Consider the following 23361-nt stretch of genomic DNA (forward strand, 5'->3'; position numbering starts at 1 on the left):
GACCGCCAAAAGCGGCTTCAAAAAACGCCGCCGTTCATGGCCTGCCCTCAGTCGGGCTCCGCCCTCCTTCCGACAGGCCATGAACGGCAAAGTCTCATCCAGATCGACGCGTGTCTCACCTTGATTGACGCGCCGCAGTGTGCAGTAGGAAGCGGCGGATGAACTCGTGCGGGTGAAGCGTCATCACCTGCTGGCGGGCAGCACCGTCACGGCGGTAATCCTTGTAGCGGAAGGTGACGCCATTCCCGTCATGGGCGATGAGGCGGCGGTTCGAGATCGCGACGCGGTGGGTATAGCGGGCGAGATAGGCGAGCACGGCCTCCGGGCCGGCGAAGGGCGGCTTGGCGTAGACGACCCAGCGCTTCTTGCCGATCGGCGCGAGATGACGCTGGAACAAGCGCGGGTCATTGAGGTTCGCCAGCGCGCCATAGAACCTGAGCTTGCCTGTGCGATGCAGGGCCAGCAGGCCATCGAGGAAGAGACGCCGGAACAGCATGCCGAGGACGCGCACCGGCAGGAGGAAGGCCGGGCGCGAGGAGATCCAGCGTGTTCGATCCGGGCTGACGCCGCCACCCGGCACGATCATGTGCAGATGCGGGTGATGGGTCATGGCCGAGCCCCATGTGTGAAGCACCGCCGTGATGCCGATCCTGGCGCCGAGATGCTTCGGGTCGGCGGCAATCGTCAGCATCGTCTCCGAGGCGGCCCGGAACAGCAGGTCATAGACCGGCGCCTTGTTGTGGAAGGCGATCTCGCCGATCTCGGCCGGCAGGGTGAAGACGACATGGAAGTAGCCGACGGGCAGCAGGTCGGCTTCACGCTCGGCAAGCCAGGTGCGTGCGGCCGCCCCCTGACACTTGGGGCAGTGTCGGTTGCGGCAGGAGTTGTAGGCGATGCGCCGATGCCCGCAATCATCGCAGGCCTCGACATGGCCTCCGAGCGCGGCGGTGCGGCAGGTCTCGATCGCCGACATCACCTTGAGCTGGTCGAGGCCGAGATGCCCGGCATGGTCTGCCCGATAGGCAGGGCCAGCGGTGCGGAAGATATCGGCGACCTCGAGCGAGGCCGACATGGCCTCAGCCGTCGGGCTTCCCCAGTCTCATCGGGGCTCTGCCTTCCTCGATCCGCTTGCCCTCCATCAGCGCCATGAGATGCTCGAGCGGGCTCGCCACGGCCTGGAGCGTCCGGGTCGAGACCTTGGTGTAAAGCGCGGTCGTCTCGAGCTTGGTATGGCCGAGCAGCACCTGGATGACGCGGATATCGACATCCTGTTCCAGAAGATGCGTTGCAAAGCTGTGCCGCAAGGTGTGCGGACTGACGCGCTTGCGGATCCCGGCTCGCTCGGCCGCTTCCTGAACCGCGCGATGGAGTTGCCGGGTCGAGATCGGCTCCGTGCGGCCTTGCCCGGGGAACAGCCAGCCATGGGGCAACATCACGCCGCGTCGCTTGCCCTCGCGCCACCACAGGCGAAGCAGGTCCAGAAGATGCGGCGAGAGCATCGCATTGCGATCCTTGCGGCCCTTGCCCTGCTCGATGCGGATCAGCATGCGGGTGCTGTCGATATCGTCGATCTTGAGATGCGCGACCTCCGAGACCCGCAAGCCCGCGCCATAGGCCACGCTCAGGGCAGCCTTGTACTTGAGGCCCGGCGCGGCTTCGAGCAGCCGGGCAACCTCTTCAACGCTGAGGACGTCGGGGAGCTTGCGGTGAAAGCGGGTCACCACAAGGCTGCGCGCGAGATCGCGCCGGCCGAGCGTGACAGAAAACAGGAACCGCAAGGCCGAGACCGCGGAGTTGATGGTGGCGACGCCGATGCTGCTCTCATGCTGCTGAAGCTGGAAACGGCGGACATCGTCCACCGTTGCCGTATCCGGCGAGCGCCGGATGAAAGCCGCGAAGGCACGGACGTGGCGGATGTAATCCTGGCGGGTATGCGAACCCAGGCCTCGCATCAGCATGTCGTCCTGCATGCGCTGCCGAAGCGGGCTGACCGGTGTGTCGTTCGAGATCCTGTCCATGGCAAGTTCCTCATTGTTGAAGGAACCCCATGATCACGCGGCAGAATCAGAGCGCCAAAACCTCAACAAGCAGCACAGAACGTCCACACGAGTGCCCATCCCGCGAAGCGGGTTCGTGCATGGGGGCGCACATCAGACCTTGATGTGGTTCTTGTCCAAAGAAATCAGCTGGTTGCAAACTGCGGATTGCGTCTCGCTGAGGCCGGTCACGCGTAGGTCATCGTTGAAATCGCCAAGACTCGAATTCAGCATAAGCGCATCAATGCCCGAACTCATCGCGCGTGCAGCAAGGGCCCGCGCTGCGTTCGCGCCTGCGTCGTCCTTGTCCTGCGCGATGTAGAGGCGACGCAGACCAAGCGGCAGCACGAGCGCGGCGAGATGGGCAGCCGAGAGTGCAGCGACCATTGGCATGCTCGGCAACAGGCACCGAAGCGACAGCATGGTCTCGATGCCTTCGCCTGCGGCCATGACGTCGGCGGCAACCCCAAAGCGAACGCCATTGCCGAGAAGGCTTCCCATGGCGCGCCGCGGGTTGGCGATCGGGGCCTTCGCCGATCCGTCACGCGCGAGCCAGGTGCGGTGCACGCCGCTGATCGTTCCATCAAGGGTGGTGACGGCAGCGAGCATCGCCGGCCAGGCCTGACGCGGCGCTTTCGGATGCTCGCGGTAGAAACAAGATGGATGAAAACGCAGAGCTGGAAGCGCACCCAAATCCGAAATGCCGCGGCTGACCAGGTAGCGCTCAGCCAATGTACCGGCGATCGGAGTTCCGGCGTGAAACAAACGACGGGCAGCATCTGACGAGCCTGTCGCCACAGGGATCCGCCGCGTTGCGGGATCTGTTTGCGGCAAGCTCAGAAAACGGCGAGCTTCTGCAAGGATGTCTCGGAGGCTCTCAAGGCGCTCGGCGCGTGCGATGATGTCGAGGAGATCGCCATGTTCGCCGGTCGCAGCGTCCGTCTTATGTGCAACTCAACATAAGACTGATTATGTTGCTGCGCGGGTTATGTTGCGCTCCGGCGAACAGGCCGTATTTTTCGGGGGATCGGCAGCTTCTCCGCAACATAATCCCAGCCTGCCTGGGAGGATCGCGTGATGTCCCGCGATGCTTCCGAGCTGGCGCGTCGGCTCGCCCGCGACGCCGAGGCGGTGTGCCGCCACTACCTCTCGAGGGGGCGACGTCAAGGCCGTTACTGGATGGTCGGCGACGTGCGCAACACGCCGGGGAGGTCGATGTTCGTCCGGCTCACCGGGCCAGATGCCGGACCTGGCGCAGCTGGTCGATGGACCGACGCCGCCGAAGCCACCTATGGCGATCTGCTCGACGTCATCCGCGAGAGCTGCGGGTTCGCCGAGTTCCGGGATGCCACCGAGGAGGCGCGTCGCTTCCTCGGCCTGCCTCGGGCTGACCCGCGGCCCATCACGACGCCCGTTCACGCTGACGTTCCCGCAGGATCGCCCGAAGCGGCGCGTCGGCTGATCGCCATGTCGCAGCCGATCAGCGGGACGCCCGTGGAGACGTATTTGCGCAGGCGCTGCATCAGGGCCGTCCACGACGCGGGCGCGCTCCGCTTCCATCCATGCTGCTACTACCGTCCAGACGACCACTCACCGACCGAGATCTGGCCAGCGATGATCGCGATCGTCACCGATCTCAAGGGCCGCACCACCGGCGTGCATCGCACCTGGCTGGCGCCGGACGGCTCCGGCAAGGCGCCGATCGACACGCCGCGACGAGCCATGGGCGGTCTCCTCGGTCATGCCGTACGCTTCGGCGCGGTCGGCGACGTCCTCGCCGTCGGCGAAGGCATCGAGACGATGCTGTCCCTGCGCTACGCCCTGCCAACCTTGCCGATGGCCGCCGCGCTGTCCGCCAACCACCTCGCCGCCCTGCTGCTCCCAGCGACGCTGCGTCGGCTCTACGTCGCCCACGACGCCGATGCCGCAGGCGGCGTCGCGCTCAGGACCCTGAGTGCGCGCGCCGAAGCAGAAGGCGTCCAGGTGCTCGTGCTGTCCCCGCGGTTGGGCGACTTCAACGATGACCTCCGCGCCTTCGGCCTCGGTGCGCTGCGGGCGGCGCTGCGAAGCCAACTCATGCCGCAGGACGTCATCCGCTTCGCACGCCGCCGACCGGCCGGGACGAGCTGATCGCCAGAAGAGCCCGAACCGTTCCGAACAACGTGCTTCACAACGACCTCAAGAACGCCATGAGATCCTTGTCCTGCTTCCAGATCCGACCCGCCGACGGTCCGCTGACCTCGCACAGCGCAACAGCGCTCGCCTTCAGCGTGAGATCGATCTCAGCGTAGATGTTGGTGGTGGCGATCGACACGTGGCCGAGCCAAGCTCGCACGGTGTTGATGTCGACGCCCGCCAAAACGAGATGACATGCGGTCGTGTGGCGAATGACATGCGGGGTCACGTTGCGAGCCGCCAGCGTCGGAACGCTGGCGGCACACCGCGCGACGAGGCGATGAACGCCGAAACGGGTGAATGCCGTACCAAGCCGGCTGACGAACACCGCGTCATCGGCGGTGAGGTCGGCGGTCATCCCCTTGAGGATGCGAGCCGTCTCTGGCCAGAGAGGACACTGTCGCGTCTTGCCGCCCTTGCCATGCAGAATGGCGATGTCGTGTCCGCCGTTGCCGCGCCGCATCTGGAGATCGCGCACTTTAAGCTGCGACGCTTCCGATACCCTCGCCCCTGTGTTGTAGAGGAAGAGCAGCATCGCATGCTCGTGACGCCCTCGCCGTGACCGGTGGTCGGGAACGGCTAGCAGGGACTCCATCTCCGCCCTTGTCAGCCAACCGACGGCTATCGGCATGGACTTCTTGATGGCGATCGCTCGCATGTGGCCGCTCCACTCCACATAGCCCGGGTCCCGGCTCGCGACGAAGCGTGCGAAGGACCGGATGGCGGCGAGCCGCTGGTTGCGGGTGCGGGCGGAGCAGCCCCGTTCCGTCTCGAGATGGGCGAGGAACTGAAGAACGAGTCGCGATGTGAGATCGCAGACTGCGAGCCGATCCACAGGCTTGCGCAGCTTCCGGCTGACGAACGGCAACAGAAGGCTGAACGTATCGCGGTAGCTCGCCTGCGTGTTGCGCGCCAGATTGCGCTCAGTGACGATGTGCTCGCACAGAAAGCGGCGGAGCCAGGGTCCGAGGGTGAGGAGTTCACGCATCGCGACCTCCTGCGGCATAGGAGCTGAAGCGCAGCGATGCCTGTTGCAGAAGCTCAGGCGTCATCGTCAGGTAGACCTTGGTGCCTTCGAGATCCGCATGACCGAGATAGGTCGAGAGCGCCGGCAGAAGCCGCTGGACATCCGCGCCTCGGCGATACCAGCTGGTCAGGCTGTGGACCGCAAAGCTGTGGCGTAGGTCATGCATGCGCGGGGTCCTGGTACCGGGCGAGGCAGCCAAGCCGGTGATGCGCCGCAGCTTGTCGAACGCATCCTGCACGGTGCTGGTGGCGAGCACGGTCCCATCCGGGTTCGCGAGCAAGAATGTGGGTTGGGAGCCCGGTTGTCCGCCTCCACCGTGCAAGGCCATGTGACAGCCGAGCACTGCCGCAAGCTGCGGCCCTATCGGGACCAGACGGCTCTTGAAGAACTTCGTGGCGCGGATGGTTAGGACGGCCTCCACGAGATCCACGTCCGCCAGTTCCAGTCGCGTCGCTTCGCCGTAGCGCAGGCCGGCGCCGTACAAGAGAAGCAGCAAGACCCGGAAGGTTGCCGCGTCGAGCTGCACCGCACCGCAGCGGCTGAGTGCTACCGTCGCGGGATCAAATAGCCGCCGCAGTTCGTCCTGCGAATAGATGTACGGCGGTGCCCTTCTGGGAGGCCTTGGCTCGTCAACCGGCAACGGCGAACGGCTGGCATGGCCTCGGCTGATTGCATGCCGCCAGAAGCCTGCAAGTGCGTAGCACTTGTTCTCGCGGTGGCGGGTCAGCGGTCCTGCGCCAGCCATATAGGTGATCGCCTGGTCCGTTGTGACGGCATCGCAGGATGCAGCGCCATCGGCGTAGCGGAGCAAGCCGCGCACGAGGCGCGCACCCGTGACGAACTTCGCACCATGAGACCGCCGCCATTGAATATAGAGTTCGATCGCGTCGCCGAGGGTCATGCCAAACCCTCCAGACCGAGCGCCGCCACCTCGCGGAGCGCTGCGAGATCAACCTTGGCGTAGATCGCCGTCGAGGACGGGTCGCGGTGGCCGAGGAGGTCGCCGATCACCTTCATCGGCATGCCATGATCGAGAAGGTGCTGGGCCGCGGCGTGCCGCAGGGCGTGCGTGCCGCGCCGGCCAGATACGACGCCGATGGCGGCCAGACGATGGCGCACCATCGCGCCCAAGGCAGAGCTTCTGAGCGGTTGGATAGGTGCGTGCATCGTGAGGAACAAGCTGCGCCCGAAGCTCCGCGGCCGCGCCTCCCGCAGATAGCGCACGATCGCGTTGCCAATGCTCTGCGGTAGCGGCAACACGTTGATCCGCCCGGGCTTCGGGCATCGAACGTGGAGCAAGCCCCGCTCCCAATCGACATCATCCAGCCGGAGGCCACCGACCTCTCCTGCTCGCAGCCCATAGATGGCCAGCAGCATCAGGACCGCACGGTCGCGCTTGTCGACGGGGCGGTCGCCTTCGACCGAAGCGAGTAAGCGAAGAACGTCGTCCCGTCTCAGCCCCTTTGGCACGCCGTCATCCGCCATGAAGCGTGGCGGCATGATCCCGGCGGCCAGCCCCGGCGCGATCCAACCACATGCTTCAGCGAAGAGGATGAACGCCCTAAGCCTCTGCGCATGGTCGTGCATCGCCCGGCGGCTCAAGGAGCCGGATTGCCGTCGCTCAGTGAGGGCAGCGTCGATATCGGCGATACTCGCCTTGTCGAGTGCGACGCGTTGCACGGCGAGCCATGTGAGGAAGCGGTTGGCGACGATGCAGTAGTCGCGGATCGTGGCCTCTGACAGGCCGCGCTCGTCGCGCATCCAGGCCTCGAAGCGCTGAACCTCGGGGTGGCGACGCCGATGCATACCTCCAGTCTCGTCGAACCAGCCGAGGAAACGGAGCCATCCGATCCCGAAGCTGACGAACCGCTCTCTCGCCTTGGCTGTGGCGGCCTGCTTGCATCGACGTCCGCGTGGCCGCGCCCAGAGTGCGCCCGCGTGCTTGATGCGAGACAGGCTGACTTGATCGCCTTCTCTCAGATCAAGGAGCCGGATCAGCGCGAGCTGGTGGTTGGCGCTTTTGCGCAGCGTCGAGCGACGATAGCCGAGCTGCTGCAGGTGACGCAAATAATGCGCGCGCTGCTCGGGCAGGGGCGCCGTATCGTAACGCTTGAGCAAAGCGGGAATGACGAACAGTTCGGAAAACATCATAGAGCCTCCTTGTTGCGGGAGGCGCCATCATGCTGCAGGACGCACGTTGTTCGGAACGGTTCGGGCTCTTCTGGCGATCAGCTCGTCCCGGCCGGTCGGCGGCGTGCGAAGCGGATGACGTCCTGCGGCATGAGTTGGCTTCGCAGCGCCGCCCGCAGCGCACCGAGGCCGAAGGCGCGGAGGTCATCGTTGAAGTCGCCCAACCGCGGGGACAGCACGAGCACCTGGACGCCTTCTGCTTCGGCGCGCGCACTCAGGGTCCTGAGCGCGACGCCGCCTGCGGCATCGGCGTCGTGGGCGACGTAGAGCCGACGCAGCGTCGCTGGGAGCAGCAGGGCGGCGAGGTGGTTGGCGGACAGCGCGGCGGCCATCGGCAAGGTTGGCAGGGCGTAGCGCAGGGACAGCATCGTCTCGATGCCTTCGCCGACGGCGAGGACGTCGCCGACCGCGCCGAAGCGTACGGCATGACCGAGGAGACCGCCCATGGCTCGTCGCGGCGTGTCGATCGGCGCCTTGCCGGAGCCGTCCGGCGCCAGCCAGGTGCGATGCACGCCGGTGGTGCGGCCCTTGAGATCGGTGACGATCGCGATCATCGCTGGCCAGATCTCGGTCGGTGAGTGGTCGTCTGGACGGTAGTAGCAGCATGGATGGAAGCGGAGCGCGCCCGCGTCGTGGACGGCCCTGATGCAGCGCCTGCGCAAATACGTCTCCACGGGCGTCCCGCTGATCGGCTGCGACATGGCGATCAGCCGACGCGCCGCTTCGGGCGATCCTGCGGGAACGTCAGCGTGAACGGGCGTCGTGATGGGCCGCGGGTCAGCCCGAGGCAGGCCGAGGAAGCGACGCGCCTCCTCGGTGGCATCCCGGAACTCGGCGAACCCGCAGCTCTCGCGGATGACGTCGAGCAGATCGCCATAGGTGGCTTCGGCGGCGTCGGTCCATCGACCAGCTGCGCCAGGTCCGGCATCTGGCCCGGTGAGCCGGACGAACATCGACCTCCCCGGCGTGTTGCGCACGTCGCCGACCATCCAGTAACGGCCTTGACGTCGCCCCCTCGAGAGGTAGTGGCGGCACACCGCCTCGGCGTCGCGGGCGAGCCGACGCGCCAGCTCGGAAGCATCGCGGGACATCACGCGATCCTCCCAGGCAGGCTGGGATTATGTTGCGGAGAAGCTGCCGATCCCCCGAAAAATACGGCCTGTTCGCCGGAGCGCAACATAACCCGCGCAGCAACATAATCTGTCCACTTGCCGGCTGCGCCTTTGCCGCTGTCAGGCCCGGTGAGGCGCACAAACAGGCTGCGCCCCGGCCTATTCTGGGCGTCACCAACGAGCCAATAGCGGCCCTGCCGACGGCCGTTGGACAGGTAACGTCGACAGACAGCCTCGGCATTCCGCGCAAGCGCCCGGGCGAGTTCCCCGGCAGACGATGATCGATCATGGCCCATGGCCGACCTCCAAAGAAAACGGGCCCGCCGTGAGGCGGACCCGCGAGGCTGCGTGGGGCCTTGTTATTCTGCGGCGATAGCGACCTGGGGAGGAGGCGCAGGCTCAGTCTCGTCGTCGTCGGCCGCAGCGTCGATAGCCGATTCATCGCCGATCCCCGCTGATTGCACTTCGCTTTCGCCCTCAGTCTGCGTCCCAATGTCGAACGTCTGCCCAGGCGTGCGCAGTGGCTCGGGCACCCAGCCTGTATCGGCGAGCAGCGCTTCGGCCGCCTCCGACATTTCGGCTTTCTTCATATGCGCGATGCGGTCGGCCGCACGCACGCCCTTGGCTTCCCGCACGGCTTCAAGAATTCGGCCCTTGGTGACGCGCCCGAGATAGCTCTCGATCGTGGGCTTCCAGCCGGCGGCCGCCATGTCGAGGTCGAGCGCTTCGGCCAGCCGGTCGGCGTGCGCCAGCGCCTTGGGTCGCCGATTGTAGGGCTCGGCAACCGCGTTGAGCGTGAGCGCGACGCAATGGGCGAAGAGGACTTGGCGGCTGTCGCCGTCGAAGCCGGTCAAGACATCCCAGAGCTCGCCCGGTTCCTTCGGCAGCGTTTCCGCCCACCTTGCATGGCGCGCTTCGATCGCCTGCGCCGAAGCGGTGTCACCGAGGCCTGCCGCCTGCGCGGTGAAGGCCGCGCTCTTGGGTTCGATCTCGACGCAGCTGTCGAGGTTGTAGCGGTAGAAAAGCCGAAGTGTCAGCGCGTGCAGCGCCGCGACGAAGGCGATGTCCGTGTCATTCGCCAGCGCCTCGCGTAACGCAACGGTGCGATGCGCGGTGAGCTCCATCACGAGCCGATCCGAGAGCGGTCGGACGCCTTCGTCCTCCTCAGGCTCCGCTGCGACGATGTCGGCAGGACCGTCCATGCGGGCGGCGACGGAAACATTGCGAACATCATCAGCCTCGGCGACAGTCTCTCCTGTCTCCGGTTCGGGGGCCTCCACCGGCGGCTCGTCCTCCGGCCGCACGAAGCCGCGCTCGACGCGCAAGCTGCCCGAGCCGTCGATCGAGACAAATGCGCCGGCGCGGGTGATCTCTTCCGTGCCATAGACAAGCGGCCGATGGTCGAAGGCGGCTAAAGCCGTCTCGATCTCGGCGAGGCGCTGGTCGGTTTGATCCGGGATCTCGTCGAGGCCCTCGCAGCTCGCTTCGAGCCCGTCGTACTCGGTCTGCAGCGCCTGGCGGGTGGCCATCTCCGCTTCGGTGAACGGCTCGGCCTCGCCCTGGAGGCGGCGCAGGCCGTAGCTGTGGCCGTAGGGGAATTCGGGAAGCGCCTCGACCCAGCGCCAGCCCTCAGTGCGGATCGCTTCGGCCTCGCGGGCAAGCTTTTCGGCCACCAATCGGTCGAGCAGGGCGACGTCTTGCCACCAGCCGCCCTCGTCCGACTGGAAGAGGTCCCGGAGGATCACGCCGCCCGCCTCTTGATAGGCCTCGGCGCCGACAAACTGCGCCCGCTTGTCGGAGGCGCGCACCGCCCCTTCCGTGAGCATACGCCGGATCGTGTAGGGCTCTTTTGAGTAGGAGCGCTGCACGGCCTCCCAGACCTGCTCTTGGCGCTGATGGTCCGGACTGACCGTGAAGGCCATCAGTTGCTCCAGCGTGACGCCGTCCTCAGCATAGACGTCGAGGAGGCGCGGGCTGACAGCGGCGAGCCGGAGGCGCTGCTTGACCACCGCCACCGAGATGAAGAAGGCCGCCGCGATCTCCTCTTCGCTCTGCCCTTTCTCGCGCAGGGTCTGGAAGGCGCGGAACTGGTCGAGCGGGTGAAGCGGCGCACGCTGGACGTTCTCGGCGAGCGAGTCCTCCTCCGCGATCCCCTCGGTGCGGATAACGCAGGGGATGGGCGCAGTGCGGGCAAGGCGCTTGCTCTTCACCAGCAGCTCCAGCGCCCGGTAGCGCCGACCGCCCGAGGGCACCTCGAACATGCCCGTCTCCGCGCCGTTCTCGTCGAGCACGGGGCGCACGGTCAGGCTTTGCAACAACGTGCGCCGGGCGATGTCCTCGGCGAGCTCCTCGATGGCGACGCCCGCCTTGATGCGGCGAACGTTGGACTGGCTCAGCACCAGCCGGTCGAAGGGAATATCTCGCGAGGCGCTCAGCGCGATCTTCGGGCTCGAACCCTTGGGGGACTTGGTCTTGGTCAACATGGCCGTTCTCCATGACGGGCCGGCCAAGAGCCTCTCTCTCGACCCTGAACCCGTCATGAAGCCCGCGGCCCGCCTCTTCCTCGGAAGGGACGGACCGCGGGGGACAGACTTGTCCATGGGCAACGGCTACGCCGCACGATCCAAGAGTTTCTTCGCCCGGCCCTCGAGCTCGAGCCTCGCGTCCTGATGGGGCTTGGTGCGCGCGACCGCCGTGATGCCCTGCACGAAGTCGAATACCGAGGACGGCGGATGGCCTTCCTCGGTGAGAACCGTTTCGATGATCTTCGCAGTCTCGCCCTTGCTGAAGCCGCGCTTCCTGAGGAACTCGGTGCGGTCTTCATCCGTGCGCGCGACGATCCGCTCGCGCGCTTGCCGGATGCCGTTGACGAAAGGCATGGGCGAAGAGTCGGCGAAGCGCAGCAGCGCCGGCGCCGCCTCATGGGCGAAGCGGCCCGCGGCATATTTCGAGTGCCGGATGGTGATCTCCTCGAAGTCCTCGACGCCCCAGAGATTGCGGTTCTGGCACACCGCCCGGAGATAGAAGCTGGCGATGCCGAGCGTCTTGGCGCCGACCTCCGAGTTCCAGCAGTAGAAGCCCCGGAAATAGAGGTCCGGCGAGCCATCGGGCAGCCGGCCAGCCTCGATGGGGTTGAGGTCGTCGACCAGGAAGAGGAAGACGTCGCGGTCGGAGGCGTAGAGGGTGGTGGTGTCTCGGCTCACATCCACATGCGGGTTGTAGACTCCTGTGCGCCAGTCGAGCACGCCCGGCACCTTCCAGCGCGTGTCGCCCGTGCCGTTGCCGGCTATGCGCTGCACGGCCGAGACGAGTTCATGGTCGTAAATGCGGCCGTAGTCCGGGCCGGTAACGGCGCGCAGTTCGGTCCGCCCGTTTCGTGCCTCCAGCGTCTTGATCTGCTCGGCACGGTGCGACGAAAGACCGTACTGCAGATTGATGCCGGCCAGCGCCGCCGGAAGCTGGCGCAGATAGGAGGCCGGCGCGCCGACGAGGCTGGCGAGCTGGCCGAAGCTCCAGTGGGTGGGCGCTACCGGCGCGTCTGCCCCCGGCAGTATCAGCGCGAGACGCTCGGGATCCTCCCGGCTCGCCTCGACTCGCACAACTGCGCTATCCACGGTGCGCGTCGTGCTGCGTTCGGCCCGGCCGCGCACAGACGCCATCAGTTCGTCGAGCGACAAGAAGCGCTCGTCGTCGGGCCGTGAGAACCATTCGGAGGAGACGCGCCCAACGCGCTCCCCCTTCGACACATCCACCTTGTAGCCGCCGCTGCGCGCAGGCGAGGTACCCAGGATCTCCACTTCGGTCATGACTCATCTCCATGACGTGCTGGCCGAGAGCCTCTCTCTCGACACTCAACTCGTCACGGAACACCCGGTCTGCACTCTTACTCTTGGGGCGTTCCGGGTATCGCTCCCTGCAGAAGGGGCGGCTGAGATGTGGCTTGTCTGTAGGGTAAGGCTTTCCCCTTAGCTCCCTGACAAGGACGTAATGATACCAATCAGCGGGCCATTGACTACAAATCTGCCGAGACTAATAGTGCCGATCAGCCGGTAATCGGAGATGTCATGTTCCACAGATTCGTTGAGCGTCGGGCGCAAGACGCCCTCAGCGATACTCCTGTCGTCCTGATCGTTGGACCACGCAGGGCCGGCAAGACGACGCTGGTCCGAAAGATCGCAGAAACAGGCTGGACCTACAGCACGCTCGACGACCAGACCGTCCTTGAGGCCGCCCAGTCCGACCCGGCCGGCTTCATCCGAGGTCTGGATCGCGCCATCATCGACGAGATCCAGCGCGCGCCCAATCTGTTGCTGGCGATCAAGAAGACGGTCGACGAAGATTATCGTCCTGGCCGTTTCCTGCTGACCGGCTCGGCCAATGTGCTTACCTTGCCGCGCGTCGCTGACAGCCTCGCTGGCCGGATGGAAACCATCCGGATGCTGCCCTTGGCTCGGGCGGAAATCGAGAACCGAGCGCCGACCTTTCTCGAACGTCTGTTTGAGGGAAATTTGCAGAGTCAAAGGGACGCCATTGTCGGCGACGAGTTGGTCCAACTAGCACTGCGCGGCGGCTTTCCGGAAGCGATCAGCCGTGACAGCGAACGGCGGCGACAAGACTGGGCGCGCTCTTATCTCACCTCGATCCTGACCCGTGATCTTCGCGACATCGCCGAGGTGGAAAAGCTCACCGAACTCCCGAAATTCGTGCGACTTCTGGCCGAACATTCCGGGCAGCTCGTCAACTATTCCCAGCTTGCCAGCGGCATCAACGTCAACCACAGGACCGGTCAGCGCTATGTCGGTCTGCTCGAACAGGTGTTCCTGATCGCGACCCTGCAGCCTTGGTTCACCAATGCGCTCAAGCGCATCGTCAAGACGCCCAAGCTGCATTTCCTTGATTCCGGCCTGCTGGCCGCCGCGCGCGGGCTGACTTTTGATCGGATCAAGGCGGATCGGGGGGCGTTTGGCGCGCTGCTCGAGAGCTTCGTATTTTCTGAAGTGCTGAAGCTGATGACGGCCTCAGACCTGCGTCTGACACCACATCATTTCCGCGATCGGGACATGCGCGAGGTCGACATCGTGCTCGAGCGCGATGACGGCATGATTGCCGCCATCGAGGTGAAGGCGAGCGCAACGGTCAAGGCCAGCGACTTCTCGGGCCTGCGAGCATTGGCGGAAGCCTGCGGGGACCGATTCGCGTTTGGCGTGGTCCTCTACGACAGCACGGACGTCGTGCCTTTTGGTAGCAAGCTGGCAGCGGCGCCAATATCTTGTTTGTGGGGTTGAAGTAATGCAGCGAGCTATTGGAGCGACCATCGAACCAGGAAGTTTCGTCGAGCTGAGGGGCCGTCCCTGGTTGGTCGAGGAAGTTCAAGGCGAACTGACCGATCTACAGACCCTCAATCTCTCCTGCATCGCTGATGACGCTCAGGGTGAGCGGCTTGAAATTCTCTGGGATGCTGAAATCGGTGCTGTCTTGCTCGATAAGGACGGATGGCAGCATGTCGGGGCCGGACTACCTGATCATGCAGAGGTGTTGGCCGCATATCTGCGGGCAATAAGATGGCGATCCGCCACCGCGGCTGATCGCGATCTGTTGCAAGCGCCGTTTCGTGCAGGCATTCGTCTGGATGCTTACCAGTTATTGCCACTACGCAAAGCATTGCGGCTTCCGCGCGTGAACCTTTTGATCGCGGATGATGTTGGCCTGGGCAAGACCGTTGAAGCAGGTTTGGTCGCACGAGAACTGCTGCTGCGCCGCCGGATCGATTTCATCGTTATTGCCGCCCCGCCGGCGATGACGATCCAGTGGAAGGACGAACTCGAAGCGAAGTTCGGCCTTTCGTTCGAAATCATTGATCGAGAGCGCATTGGTGAAATGCGGCGGCTGCGTGGCTATTCAGTCAATCCGTGGTCAACTGGTTCTCGGTTCATTGTTTCCCACCGCTTGCTCACTGACGAGGTTTATGCCGCCGGTCTTCGCGATGCCCTTGGAGAATTCCGCGCGCGAGCGCTCTTCATCCTCGATGAGGCCCATCACGCCGCTCCTGCGGCCGGGATGCGTTATGCCATATCAAGCCAGTTGACGAAGGCGGTTCGCGAGCTTGGCGAGCGTTTTGAGCATCGGCTCTTCCTGACCGCTACTCCGCACAACGGGCATTCCAATAGCTTCTCGGCATTGCTCGAGATGCTTGACCCACAACGCTTCACCCGTGGCGTTGAAGTGCGGCCGAGGGACCTCGAGCCGGTCATGGTTCGACGCCTGAAGGCAGACCTGAGGCGCTTGGGTGAAGCGTTCCCCGAACGCATCATCGAAGCCATACGTATCGGCGGTTTGGCCGAAGACACACCCGAACTCGACTTGGCGCGCCAGCTAGCGGCCTATGGCGAGTTAAGAATGAAGCGCATCGCCAGCTTGCCAACGCAGAAAGCAGCGCTAGCCAAGCTTGCCTTTGTCGGGCTTCAACAGCGACTTCTGTCGTCGATCGCAGCCTTCACGCGAACCTTGAAAGTCCACCGGGCGACCCTGCTGCGTATGGTGGACGGGGAAGCAGCGGGCACTGTTGCAGCGGTGGCGCTGGCATTCGTCGCGCGGCCCTTAAACGAGGACAACACAGAACTGGGCCTGGATGATGATCGTGCCGAGAAATCCATTGACGCTGAAGAGGACGCTACCGCTGAAGCTGCCTCGGCCCTGGGTGCCGCTGACGCCGCCCAAAGCGATTTGCGCGCCGAACTTGCGGCCGTCGACGCCATGCTGCCGATTGCGGAGCGAGCCGCAGCCCGGCCGGATGCCCGCGTGCGCTGGCTGACCGATTGGATCAAGGCCAATCTGCTGACAGGCCAGAGCTGGAACCGCCGGCGCCTTATCATCTTCACGGAATATGAAGACACGCGGCGCTGGCTGGAGAGACGGCTCCGTGAGGCCATCGAGGCCACAGAGCGCGCCGATGACCGAATTGGGATTTTCACCGGCGCGACAGGGTCAGATCGCCGTGAAGAGGTCAAGCGCGCCTTCAACACCGACCCCGATGCCGAACCCCTGCGCATTCTGATTTGCACCGATGCCGCACGCGAAGGCATCAACCTTCAAGCCTATTGCTCTGACCTGATCCACTTCGATTTGCCCTGGAACCCATCGCGGCTTGAGCAGCGGAACGGGCGTATCGATCGAAAACTCCAGCCAGCGCCGCAGGTCTTTTGCCGGTATTTCCTGTATGAGCAGCGAGAGGCCGACATCGTGCTTGAGGCGCTGGTTCGAAAAACCGAGACGATCCGCGAACAACTCGGCTCCGTCGGTCAGGTCATCGAGGACCGGATTACCAAGCGGCTTGCCGAAGGCGGCATCGCGCGCGGTCAAGGGGCCATCATTGCGCGTGCGATCCATGCGGAAAATGACGCCGAGCGCCTGCGGCGCGCCCGCGCCGAAATGGATGATGATGAGCGTATCCGGCACGAGCGGTTGCTGAAGGAGCAAACCGATCTGCAAAGCGCGCTTGAACGATCGCGCGAACGAGTCGGTGTTGACCCCTCGGACCTGCAACGCGTGGCAGCCGCAGCGTTGTTGCGTGCCGGCTACGTCCTCGATGACGCGCGCGGGCCGTTGGCAGGCAAGGTGGAAACCTTCAAGCTCGATCCCGGCAATCCTGCCTTCACCAAGGATGCCGGGTGGGACGATGCCTTCGACGACCTGCGTGTTCGGCCGCGCAAGCGGGGCGAGCGACTTGCCGATTGGCGGCGCAATGCACCCATTCGCTCGATCGCCTTTCAGCCGCCTATCCTGAGCGACGGCCGCGACGCGTCCGACGTGGTGCAGGTGCACCTCGAGCACCGGTTAGTGCGGCGGCTCCTCTCGCGGTTCATCAGCCAAGGGTTCCAGTCCAAGTTGTCACGCCTCTCCGTGATCTACGGTCCGGGAGCCCAGCCGCGTGTGGTGTTGATGGGGCGGCTTGCGGTGTTCGGCGCTGGCGCGGCCCGTCTGCACGAGGAAATCATCCCGATCACGGCGATCTGGTCGGAATCAGAGCGTGATCGCAAGCCCCTTCGGCCGTTAGGTGAAAGCGGCGAGGAGAAGACGCTCAATCAGCTCGAGGAGGCCTTGCGCGATGCTCGCGAGGCGCCGGGGGTGACAGTTGCCCGAATTCAGGCGCTGATCGAGAAGGACATAGAGGATCTGGTCCCGACTCTGGAGAAGATGGCGGCCGAGCGATTGACCGCCGTAACGGCTCAATTGAAGAAGCGCGGCGAGGAGGAGGCGCGCTCGCTGTCCGACTTGCTCGACCAGCAGCGCTCGCGCATCGCCAAGTCGGCCAAGGACTTCGACCCCAATCAGCTCACGCTCGATCTCGTTCCGGAAGAGCGGCGCGAACGCGAAGCTGACCGGCGCCATTGGGAAGGCCGACTGACACGCCTCGAACGAGAGTTGCGCGACGAACCGGAACGCTTGCGCAGTTCCTATGAGGTCAGGGCGCATCGCCTGGAACCGGTCGGCATGGTCTATCTCTGGCCGGTTTCGGGGTGAGCGCGATGGCATTCGACATCAATCGCGATCCGGACCTCGAGTGGCTCGACCATGTCCCGCCTGTCGGGCTTGTCGTGGCGCCCACGCTGCTCAAGGAACTTGGCCTGATCCCGTCCCGGCAATCGGCGATCGAGACAGGCGAGGTTGCCGAGATCATCGGCGATGATCTGGCGACGCACGCCTTGTCCGATCCCTGGGCCTTTGTCGAAAAGGTGCTTGGCTGGGAAGCGCGCCACGTTGCAGGTAGCCCCGGCGGTCCGCCGATCCCGGATGAACTGCTTGTGGCCTTGCCGGAACACGGCACCACGCTCGCGCCGACTTGGGCGGTCGCCGAGCTTGGCGAGGGCGAGCGCCGGTGGCAGCTTCTGGTGCGCATTGAAGCACGCGGCGTCGATCCCGATGGCCGCAATGCGCTCGATGGCTGGGAGGCCACGCCTCACCAGCGTTTCGAACGGCTGTTGCGCGATACCGGCGTCTTTGCCGGGCTGCTGATTTCCGAGCGCGAGGAGCGCAAGGACGGCCAGGTTCGCACCTATCCCGAATTCCGCCTGATCTATGCTCCGCGTGGCGAAACCTCGGGCCATCAGAGTTTCCCGATCCGGCCGATGGCTCTGGTTTCCGGCCGACCGATGCTCGGCGGGTTGAAGCTGCTGCTAGACAGCGTTCGTCTGTTCACAGCAGGCGATGACCGGCGCTTGCCGGCCTTGTTGAAACGCAGCCGGGATGCTCAGGCGCTTGTCTCGACGGCGCTGGCCGAGCAGGTCCTCGGCGCGCTGCATGAACTGCTCCGCGGTCTCGATGCCGCCGAACCGTCGCTGGTGCGGGAGCTCAGCACCACCCGCCCGGAACATCTCTACGAGGGCCTTCTCACAGTCCTGATGCGCCTGGTCTTCGTGCTCTACGCCGAGGATCGCGATCTCTTGCCCTCGCTGTCGGGCGCGCGGGCGCGGGAGGTTTACGAGACCAGCTATTCCGTGCGCGGGCTCTACGCGAAGCTCACCGAGGATGCGACGCTCAACCCCGATACGATGGACGAGCGGCGCGGCGGCTGGGGTGGGCTGCTCGCCTTGTTCCGCATGATCCACAAGGGCCACCGCACCGGCTTCGTCCAGGCGCGCGGCGGAAAGCTGTTCGATCCCGACGAATTCCCCTTCCTCGAGGGCCGCGCCGCAAAGGACGACGCACCGCGCATCCTGCATGTTTCCGATGGCTGCCTGCTGCGCATTCTCGAAGGGCTGATGACCATCAAGCTGCGCGGGGCTAACCGCGAACGGCTGAGCTACCGGACGCTCGATGTCGAACAGATCGGCTCGGTCTATGAAACCGTGATGGGCTTCACGGTCGAGGCCGCCACCTCCCGCGTGCTGGCCATCAAGGCGGGCAAGAACAACAAGACGCCGGTGTTTGTCGCGCTCGATGATCTGCTGGCAAAAAAGGGCAAGGACCGGATCAAGTCGCTGAAGGAGGATTCCGGTCGGACGCTCACGGCGGCGCAGGCGAAGCCGATCGAAGAGGCGAGAACCGTCGAGGATCTCAGCGTCGCGCTCGACAACATTGTCGATGAACGCGGCTCACCCAAGAAGCGCATTGCACCGGTCGGAACGCCGATCCTGCAGCCGACCGGCGAGCGACGGCGCACCGGCAGCCACTACACGCCCCGCTCCTTGACGGCCCCGATCGTCAAGTATGCGCTCGAGCCGGCCTTCGCGCGGCTCGGCCCGGATGCGACGCCGGAGCAGGTGCTGGAACTGAAGGTCTGCGATCCGGCCATGGGATCGGGCGCGTTTCTGGTCGAGGCTTGCCGCGCGCTTGGCGAGCGTCTGGTCGCCGCCTGGGCGCGCTGGCCTTCCAGTCGGCCGAAGATTCCAGCTGATGAGGATGAGGAACTGCATGCCCGGCGTCTGGTAGCCCAGCGCTGCCTCTATGGCGTGGACAAGAACCCGCGCGCGGTCGATCTGGCGCGGCTGTCGCTATGGCTGGCCACGCTGGCGCGCGACCATGAATTCACCTTCCTCGATCATGCCTTGAAATGCGGCGACAGCCTGGTGGGGCTGACGAAAGATCAGATTTCTGCCACGCATTGGGACGAGTCTAAGCTGCCGACCTTTGTAGGGAAGCTGGTCAGCGATCATCTACGCGAAGCCGAGGCTGGGCGTGCCCGCATTCGCAATGCCGATGATTCTGCGACCGAAGCCGAATTGAGACCGCAGTTGCGTGCCGTGGATACGCGACTAGATGTAGCTAGGCGCATTGGCGATGGAATCGTCGCGGCATTCTTCATCGGTGCCAAGCCGAAGAAGCGCATCGAGAAGTTGGTTGAGTTTCAGAAAGCCGTTCAAAGCAATTTGGGATCGGCGCGGTGGATTGAGGCCGCAGAGGTATTTTCGGTCTCCCTGCGCGCGGGCGAGCACGGCATCACGCCGTTTCATTGGCAGGTTGAGTTTCCGGAGGTGTTCGCGCGCGAAAATGGCGGGTTCGACGCCATCGTCGGCAATCCGCCTTTCGCAGGCAAGAACACGATTATCGCCGGGAGCGCGAAGAACTACCTCCCGTGGCTGCAAACCCTGCATGACGGCGCGCATGGAAATGCTGATCTTGTGGCCCACTTCTTCCGCCGCGCCTTCGGCCTGTTGCGGCAAGGCGGCGTGTTCGGTTTGATCGCCACCAACACCATCGGCCAGGGCGATACGCGCGCGTCGGGTCTCACGAAGATTATCGCCGATGGCGGCGCGATCTCGCGCGCCACGCGGCGGCTGAAATGGCCGGGCGAAGCGGCGGTGGTGGTTTCTGTTGTTCATATTGTAAAGGGTGAAGCAGCCTCGCCTGTACTCGATACGAAGGCGGTTCGCCGCATCTCGGCCTATCTGGTCGAGGGCGATCTCGATACCTCGCCGGTTGCACTGGCGGCCAATTCTAGAAAGGCTTTCCAAGGCTCCATCGTGCTCGGCATGGGCTTCACGTTTGATGATGTTGCTGCCGTGAAGGGTGAGGCTGAGAGCCTTGAGACGATGCAGATCTTGATCGTCAACGACCCGAAGAATGCAGAGCGGATTTTTCCATTTATTGGCGGGGAGGAAATCAACACAAACCCCCGTCATGCATTTCAACGATCCGTTATCGACTTCGCCGATTTTCCTCTAAAGCGTGAGGACTTAGGGGAGTCTTGGGTTTCGATGAACCATGGCGAACGTGACGAAGCTCTGCGCCGGGGCATCGTTCCTTCCGACTACCCGGGACCTGTGGCAGATGATTGGCCTGATTTGCTGGAGATAGTCGAACAACGCGTGAAGCCAAAACGCTTGGCTCAAAATGACAAGATCGGCCAAACGATCTGGTGGCGCTTCTTGAGAAGACGTGATCGCTTATACAGAAGCGCTGAAAAAAATGAGCACGTCTTGGCGCTCAGTCGCGTGTCAAGTCAACTTGGTATAACTCGATTGCCGAGCAATATGGTGTATTCTCTGGATTGCATAGTTTTCCCGTTTCCTAATTTTGGTCCACTTGCAACGCTCCAAACACGAACACACGAGACTTGGGCGCGCTACTTTTCAAGCACACTCGAAGATCGGTTGCGTTATGCGGCAACCGACTGCTTTCGTACCTTCCCATTCCCCGCCAATTTCGAAGCCGATCCGGCCCTTGAAGCGGTAGGCGAAGCCTATCACAGCTTCCGCGCCAAACTGATGATCGCCCGGAATGAGGGCCTGACCAAGACCTACAACCGCTTCCATGCGCGTGGCGAAAACGGCGCCGACATCGCTCGCCTGCGCGCACTCCATCACGAGATGGATTTCGCCGTTCTGCGCGCCTATGGCTGGGACGATCTGGCAACCCAAGCCGCGCCTGAGTTCATCGAGCAGGAAGCAGACGAGGGCAAGACACCCAAGACCCGCCTCGACTGGCCATCCGACTTCAAGGACGAAGTCCTCGCCCGCCTCCTCGCCCTCAACGCCACCCGCGCCGCCGAAGAACGCGCCGCCGGGCTGGTGGCGACGGTTGAAGGGGATGATGAGGAGACAGAAACCGAGGGAGAAATTGAATGATTATCGTTTTGATAAACTGGCGTGTAATTCCTGAGAAAGTGCCGGAATTCTTGGAGTTCTGGCGTTCGACGTTGAAGCTTGAAAATGCAACGGGCCTCGTTGGAGAGTTCCTGAGTAAGGTAGAGGGAACGGACTTCTATAAGAAGGTCACATGGCAGATCGAGCCAAGCCAGAATGAGGGAGACAAGTCCTTCTGGAAATCAGAGAGCTGTGTTTCCTTCGTGAACGTCGGGATTTGGGAAACTCTTGCGGATTTTGATGCTGCAGTTGGTCCGAAGATGAATCTCGATCCGCAGTTCATGAATGAATATGAGGCCGCCCCGCGCCGTCGGGCTGTTCTCAGTCCCGAGGCTTGGAGAGTAGGTGCAAGCCATCTTCCGAGGGTGTCTTCAGACGGGGTCTCTGCGTGAGTTTTGAAGGGTTGGGCCATGGGTGGGATTACTGACAAACACGTTGAATGGGCGATCGTGAACCGTTTGAAAGCGATGCTCGATGAGCCGCCGCAAACTTCGTTCAACGTTACACAGACATTTGCACTGTTCAGCAGCGTCCTGTTGTGGAGCAAGAATCGTGCATGGGTGGCCGGCAGGCAGCCAGTACTGGGGCCGGACGCGGATGAAGACGACAATCGGGCACATAAGGCGCGCAAGGCACTCGGCCGAGCCCTGATCACTGCTGAACCATGGCGGTTGTCGACAATCGATCCGCAAATCGCCGTCCTCGGTGGCGAACCGGAGCAAGTGCCTCGCGGAGCCAGGATCAATTCCGACTTTGAGAACATGAGTGCGGAGGCGTTCTTCGAATGGCTCCGCAACGCGGTTGCTCACGGGGATGCGCGCACCATCCGGCCAATTCATAAGGTCTCCCGTCGCACCGGCATGCCTCTTCTGGCAGGGTTTCGATTCAGGTTCGAGGAGCGTTACGGCTCTGCTCGGAAACTGGAGCTTGCCCTCTATCACGATGACATGCGGCGACTTGGGAGCGAGCTTGCAGACCTTTTCTGTCAGTCTCTGAGTGGCGGTAACCGGTACTTTGAGGACGAAGCGGGAACGGCCCGGCTCCAGGAGGCCGCGTCGGCAGCGTAGAACCTTTCGCAAGATTTTCTTGCAAATATCCAATCGCAAGATTATATCGGCGTCCGGAGGTTCCCATGTCGGCCAGTTTCATCGGACCGCGGATCAAGGCGCTGCGCGAAGAGCGAAAGCTCAGCCAGGACGATCTCGCGCGCCTGTTCGGCTTCAAGGACCGCCAGACGGTTTCGGCCATCGAGACCGGCGAACGCCGCGTCACCGCCGAGGAGCTGGTGATCGCGGTCGAGAAGCTCGGCGCGTCACTAGACTATTTCACCGATCCCTTCCTGCTGGTGGGCGAAGGCCGATTTTCATGGCGGCAGACCAACGTCGGGCCTCAGCGCCTCAGCGCCTATGAGCGCAACGCCGGGCGCTGGATCGCGGCGTTCCGCTCCATCGCCCCGCAGGTGGGCCGCGCCTCGCCGCTGCTGCGCCGTGCGCTTGGCCTGCACAAGGGCTCTCGCTTCGAGGACGCGATGGAGGCGGGCGAGCGCTTCGTTGCAGAATTCAAGCTCGGCGATGTGCCCGCCGCGCGCCTCGCCGACATGATGGAGCGCGAGCTTGGCATCCTCGTCTTGCACGTCGATGCCTTCGACGGGATTTCCGGCGCGGCCTGCCGCTTGCCGGAACTCGATGTGGTGCTGATCAATCGCCACGAGGTGATCGGTCGCCGTCACTTCGACCTGGCGCATGAGCTGTTCCATATCCTCACTTGGGATGCGATGCCGCCCGAACATTCGGAAGAGGCGCGCGAGACCGGCGGCAATCGCGTCGAGCAGCTGGCGAACAACTTCGCCTCGGCTGTGTTGATGCCCGTCGCCGTTCTGGACCGTTTTGGCGATTGGGCCGCGATTCCGGAAGGCGAGCTTCCGGCCCGGCTGAACGCGGCAGCCGCTGCGCTGCTAGTGACAGCTTCCGCACTGAAGTGGCGTCTCGTGGCGCTCGACCGCCTGAAGCCGGCAGCGGCGCGCGCGGTGCCCGACGCGACATTGCGAAACAATGGGCGTGATGCGGCGCAAGCGGTGACGCCGCCGCTATTCTCGAAACCGTTCATGGAAGTAATCGCGCTCGCAGTCGATCAGGGCCGCGTTTCGGCAAGGCGAGCAGCGGGTCTGGTCGATCTCACGGTGGATGACCTTGGCGACCTCTTTGCAACGCACGGGGTTCCTTCCCCGCTCGAATTGTGAG

General features: G+C 64.0%; 16 protein-coding genes and 1 pseudogene. 7 read left to right on the forward strand and 10 right to left on the reverse strand.

The window, feature by feature from the left end; all coding sequences use genetic code 11:
- Positions 1-139: 139 nt before the first annotated feature.
- From HEQ16_03840 to HEQ16_03850, 3 genes and pseudogenes are all read right to left on the reverse strand, one after another.
- Positions 140-1072: pseudogene (locus tag HEQ16_03840) on the reverse strand (IS91 family transposase).
- Between the two features lie 4 nt (positions 1073-1076).
- Positions 1077-2018, reverse strand: coding sequence for a tyrosine-type recombinase/integrase (locus tag HEQ16_03845; GenBank protein MCO4053189.1), 942 nt, complete (start codon positions 2016-2018; stop codon positions 1077-1079).
- Between the two features lie 132 nt (positions 2019-2150).
- Complete coding sequence (locus tag HEQ16_03850; GenBank protein ID MCO4053190.1) at positions 2151-2939, reverse strand: DNA primase; 789 nt, start codon at positions 2937-2939, stop codon at positions 2151-2153.
- Between the two features lie 171 nt (positions 2940-3110).
- Here HEQ16_03850 and HEQ16_03855 point away from each other — a divergent pair, with 171 nt between their 5' ends.
- Entirely contained in the window at positions 3111-4166 is a 1056-nt protein-coding gene (locus tag HEQ16_03855; protein ID MCO4053191.1) for a DNA primase, read from the forward strand.
- A gap of 37 nt (positions 4167-4203) precedes the next feature.
- Here the strand turns inward: HEQ16_03855 and HEQ16_03860 are convergent, their stop codons facing one another.
- The 7 genes from HEQ16_03860 to HEQ16_03890 form a co-directional block, all read right to left on the reverse strand.
- Positions 4204-5199 carry a tyrosine-type recombinase/integrase gene (locus HEQ16_03860; protein ID MCO4053192.1) on the reverse strand — a complete coding sequence of 332 codons (996 nt, stop codon included), beginning with the start codon at positions 5197-5199 and terminating at the stop codon, positions 4204-4206.
- Positions 5192-6139 (reverse strand): tyrosine-type recombinase/integrase, encoded by a 948-nt coding sequence (locus tag HEQ16_03865; protein MCO4053193.1) that lies wholly within the window; start codon positions 6137-6139, stop codon positions 5192-5194. Before HEQ16_03865 ends, HEQ16_03860 begins: the two co-directional genes overlap by 8 nt.
- Positions 6136-7386, reverse strand: coding sequence for a tyrosine-type recombinase/integrase (locus HEQ16_03870; GenBank protein MCO4053194.1), 1251 nt, complete (start codon positions 7384-7386; stop codon positions 6136-6138). The genes HEQ16_03865 and HEQ16_03870 overlap by 4 nt, the downstream gene beginning before the upstream one ends.
- A gap of 80 nt (positions 7387-7466) precedes the next feature.
- Positions 7467-8519 carry a DNA primase gene (locus tag HEQ16_03875; protein MCO4053195.1) on the reverse strand — a complete coding sequence of 351 codons (1053 nt, stop codon included), beginning with the start codon at positions 8517-8519 and terminating at the stop codon, positions 7467-7469.
- On the reverse strand, positions 8519-8836 hold the full coding sequence (locus tag HEQ16_03880; protein MCO4053196.1) for a hypothetical protein: 318 nt from the start codon (positions 8834-8836) through the stop codon (positions 8519-8521). Before HEQ16_03880 ends, HEQ16_03875 begins: the two co-directional genes overlap by 1 nt.
- Before the next feature lie 63 nt (positions 8837-8899).
- Positions 8900-11080, reverse strand: coding sequence for a ParB N-terminal domain-containing protein (locus HEQ16_03885; protein MCO4053197.1), 2181 nt, complete (start codon positions 11078-11080; stop codon positions 8900-8902).
- A 69-nt stretch (positions 11081-11149) separates the two neighbouring features.
- A complete protein-coding gene (locus HEQ16_03890) occupies positions 11150-12346 on the reverse strand; it encodes a DUF932 domain-containing protein (GenBank protein MCO4053198.1) in 1197 nt (398 codons plus the stop codon).
- 258 nt (positions 12347-12604) lie between these two features.
- Here HEQ16_03890 and HEQ16_03895 point away from each other — a divergent pair, with 258 nt between their 5' ends.
- From HEQ16_03895 to HEQ16_03920, 6 genes are all read left to right on the forward strand, one after another.
- Positions 12605-13825 carry an ATP-binding protein gene (locus HEQ16_03895; protein ID MCO4053199.1) on the forward strand — a complete coding sequence of 407 codons (1221 nt, stop codon included), beginning with the start codon at positions 12605-12607 and terminating at the stop codon, positions 13823-13825.
- Positions 13826-13829: 4 nt separating this feature from the next.
- On the forward strand, positions 13830-17060 hold the full coding sequence (locus HEQ16_03900; protein MCO4053200.1) for a DEAD/DEAH box helicase: 3231 nt from the start codon (positions 13830-13832) through the stop codon (positions 17058-17060).
- 5 nt (positions 17061-17065) lie between these two features.
- A complete protein-coding gene (locus HEQ16_03905; GenBank protein MCO4053201.1) occupies positions 17066-21103 on the forward strand; it encodes an N-6 DNA methylase in 4038 nt (1345 codons plus the stop codon).
- Complete coding sequence (locus HEQ16_03910) at positions 21100-21513, forward strand: hypothetical protein (GenBank protein ID MCO4053202.1); 414 nt, start codon at positions 21100-21102, stop codon at positions 21511-21513. Before HEQ16_03905 ends, HEQ16_03910 begins: the two co-directional genes overlap by 4 nt.
- A gap of 18 nt (positions 21514-21531) precedes the next feature.
- Positions 21532-22188, forward strand: coding sequence for a hypothetical protein (locus HEQ16_03915; GenBank protein MCO4053203.1), 657 nt, complete (start codon positions 21532-21534; stop codon positions 22186-22188).
- A gap of 65 nt (positions 22189-22253) precedes the next feature.
- Positions 22254-23360, forward strand: coding sequence for an ImmA/IrrE family metallo-endopeptidase (locus HEQ16_03920; protein ID MCO4053204.1), 1107 nt, complete (start codon positions 22254-22256; stop codon positions 23358-23360).
- Position 23361: the final 1 nt, after the last annotated feature.

The sequence above is a fragment of the Bosea sp. (in: a-proteobacteria) genome (assembly GCA_023910605.1).
Classification (GTDB): domain Bacteria; phylum Pseudomonadota; class Alphaproteobacteria; order Rhizobiales; family Beijerinckiaceae; genus Allobosea.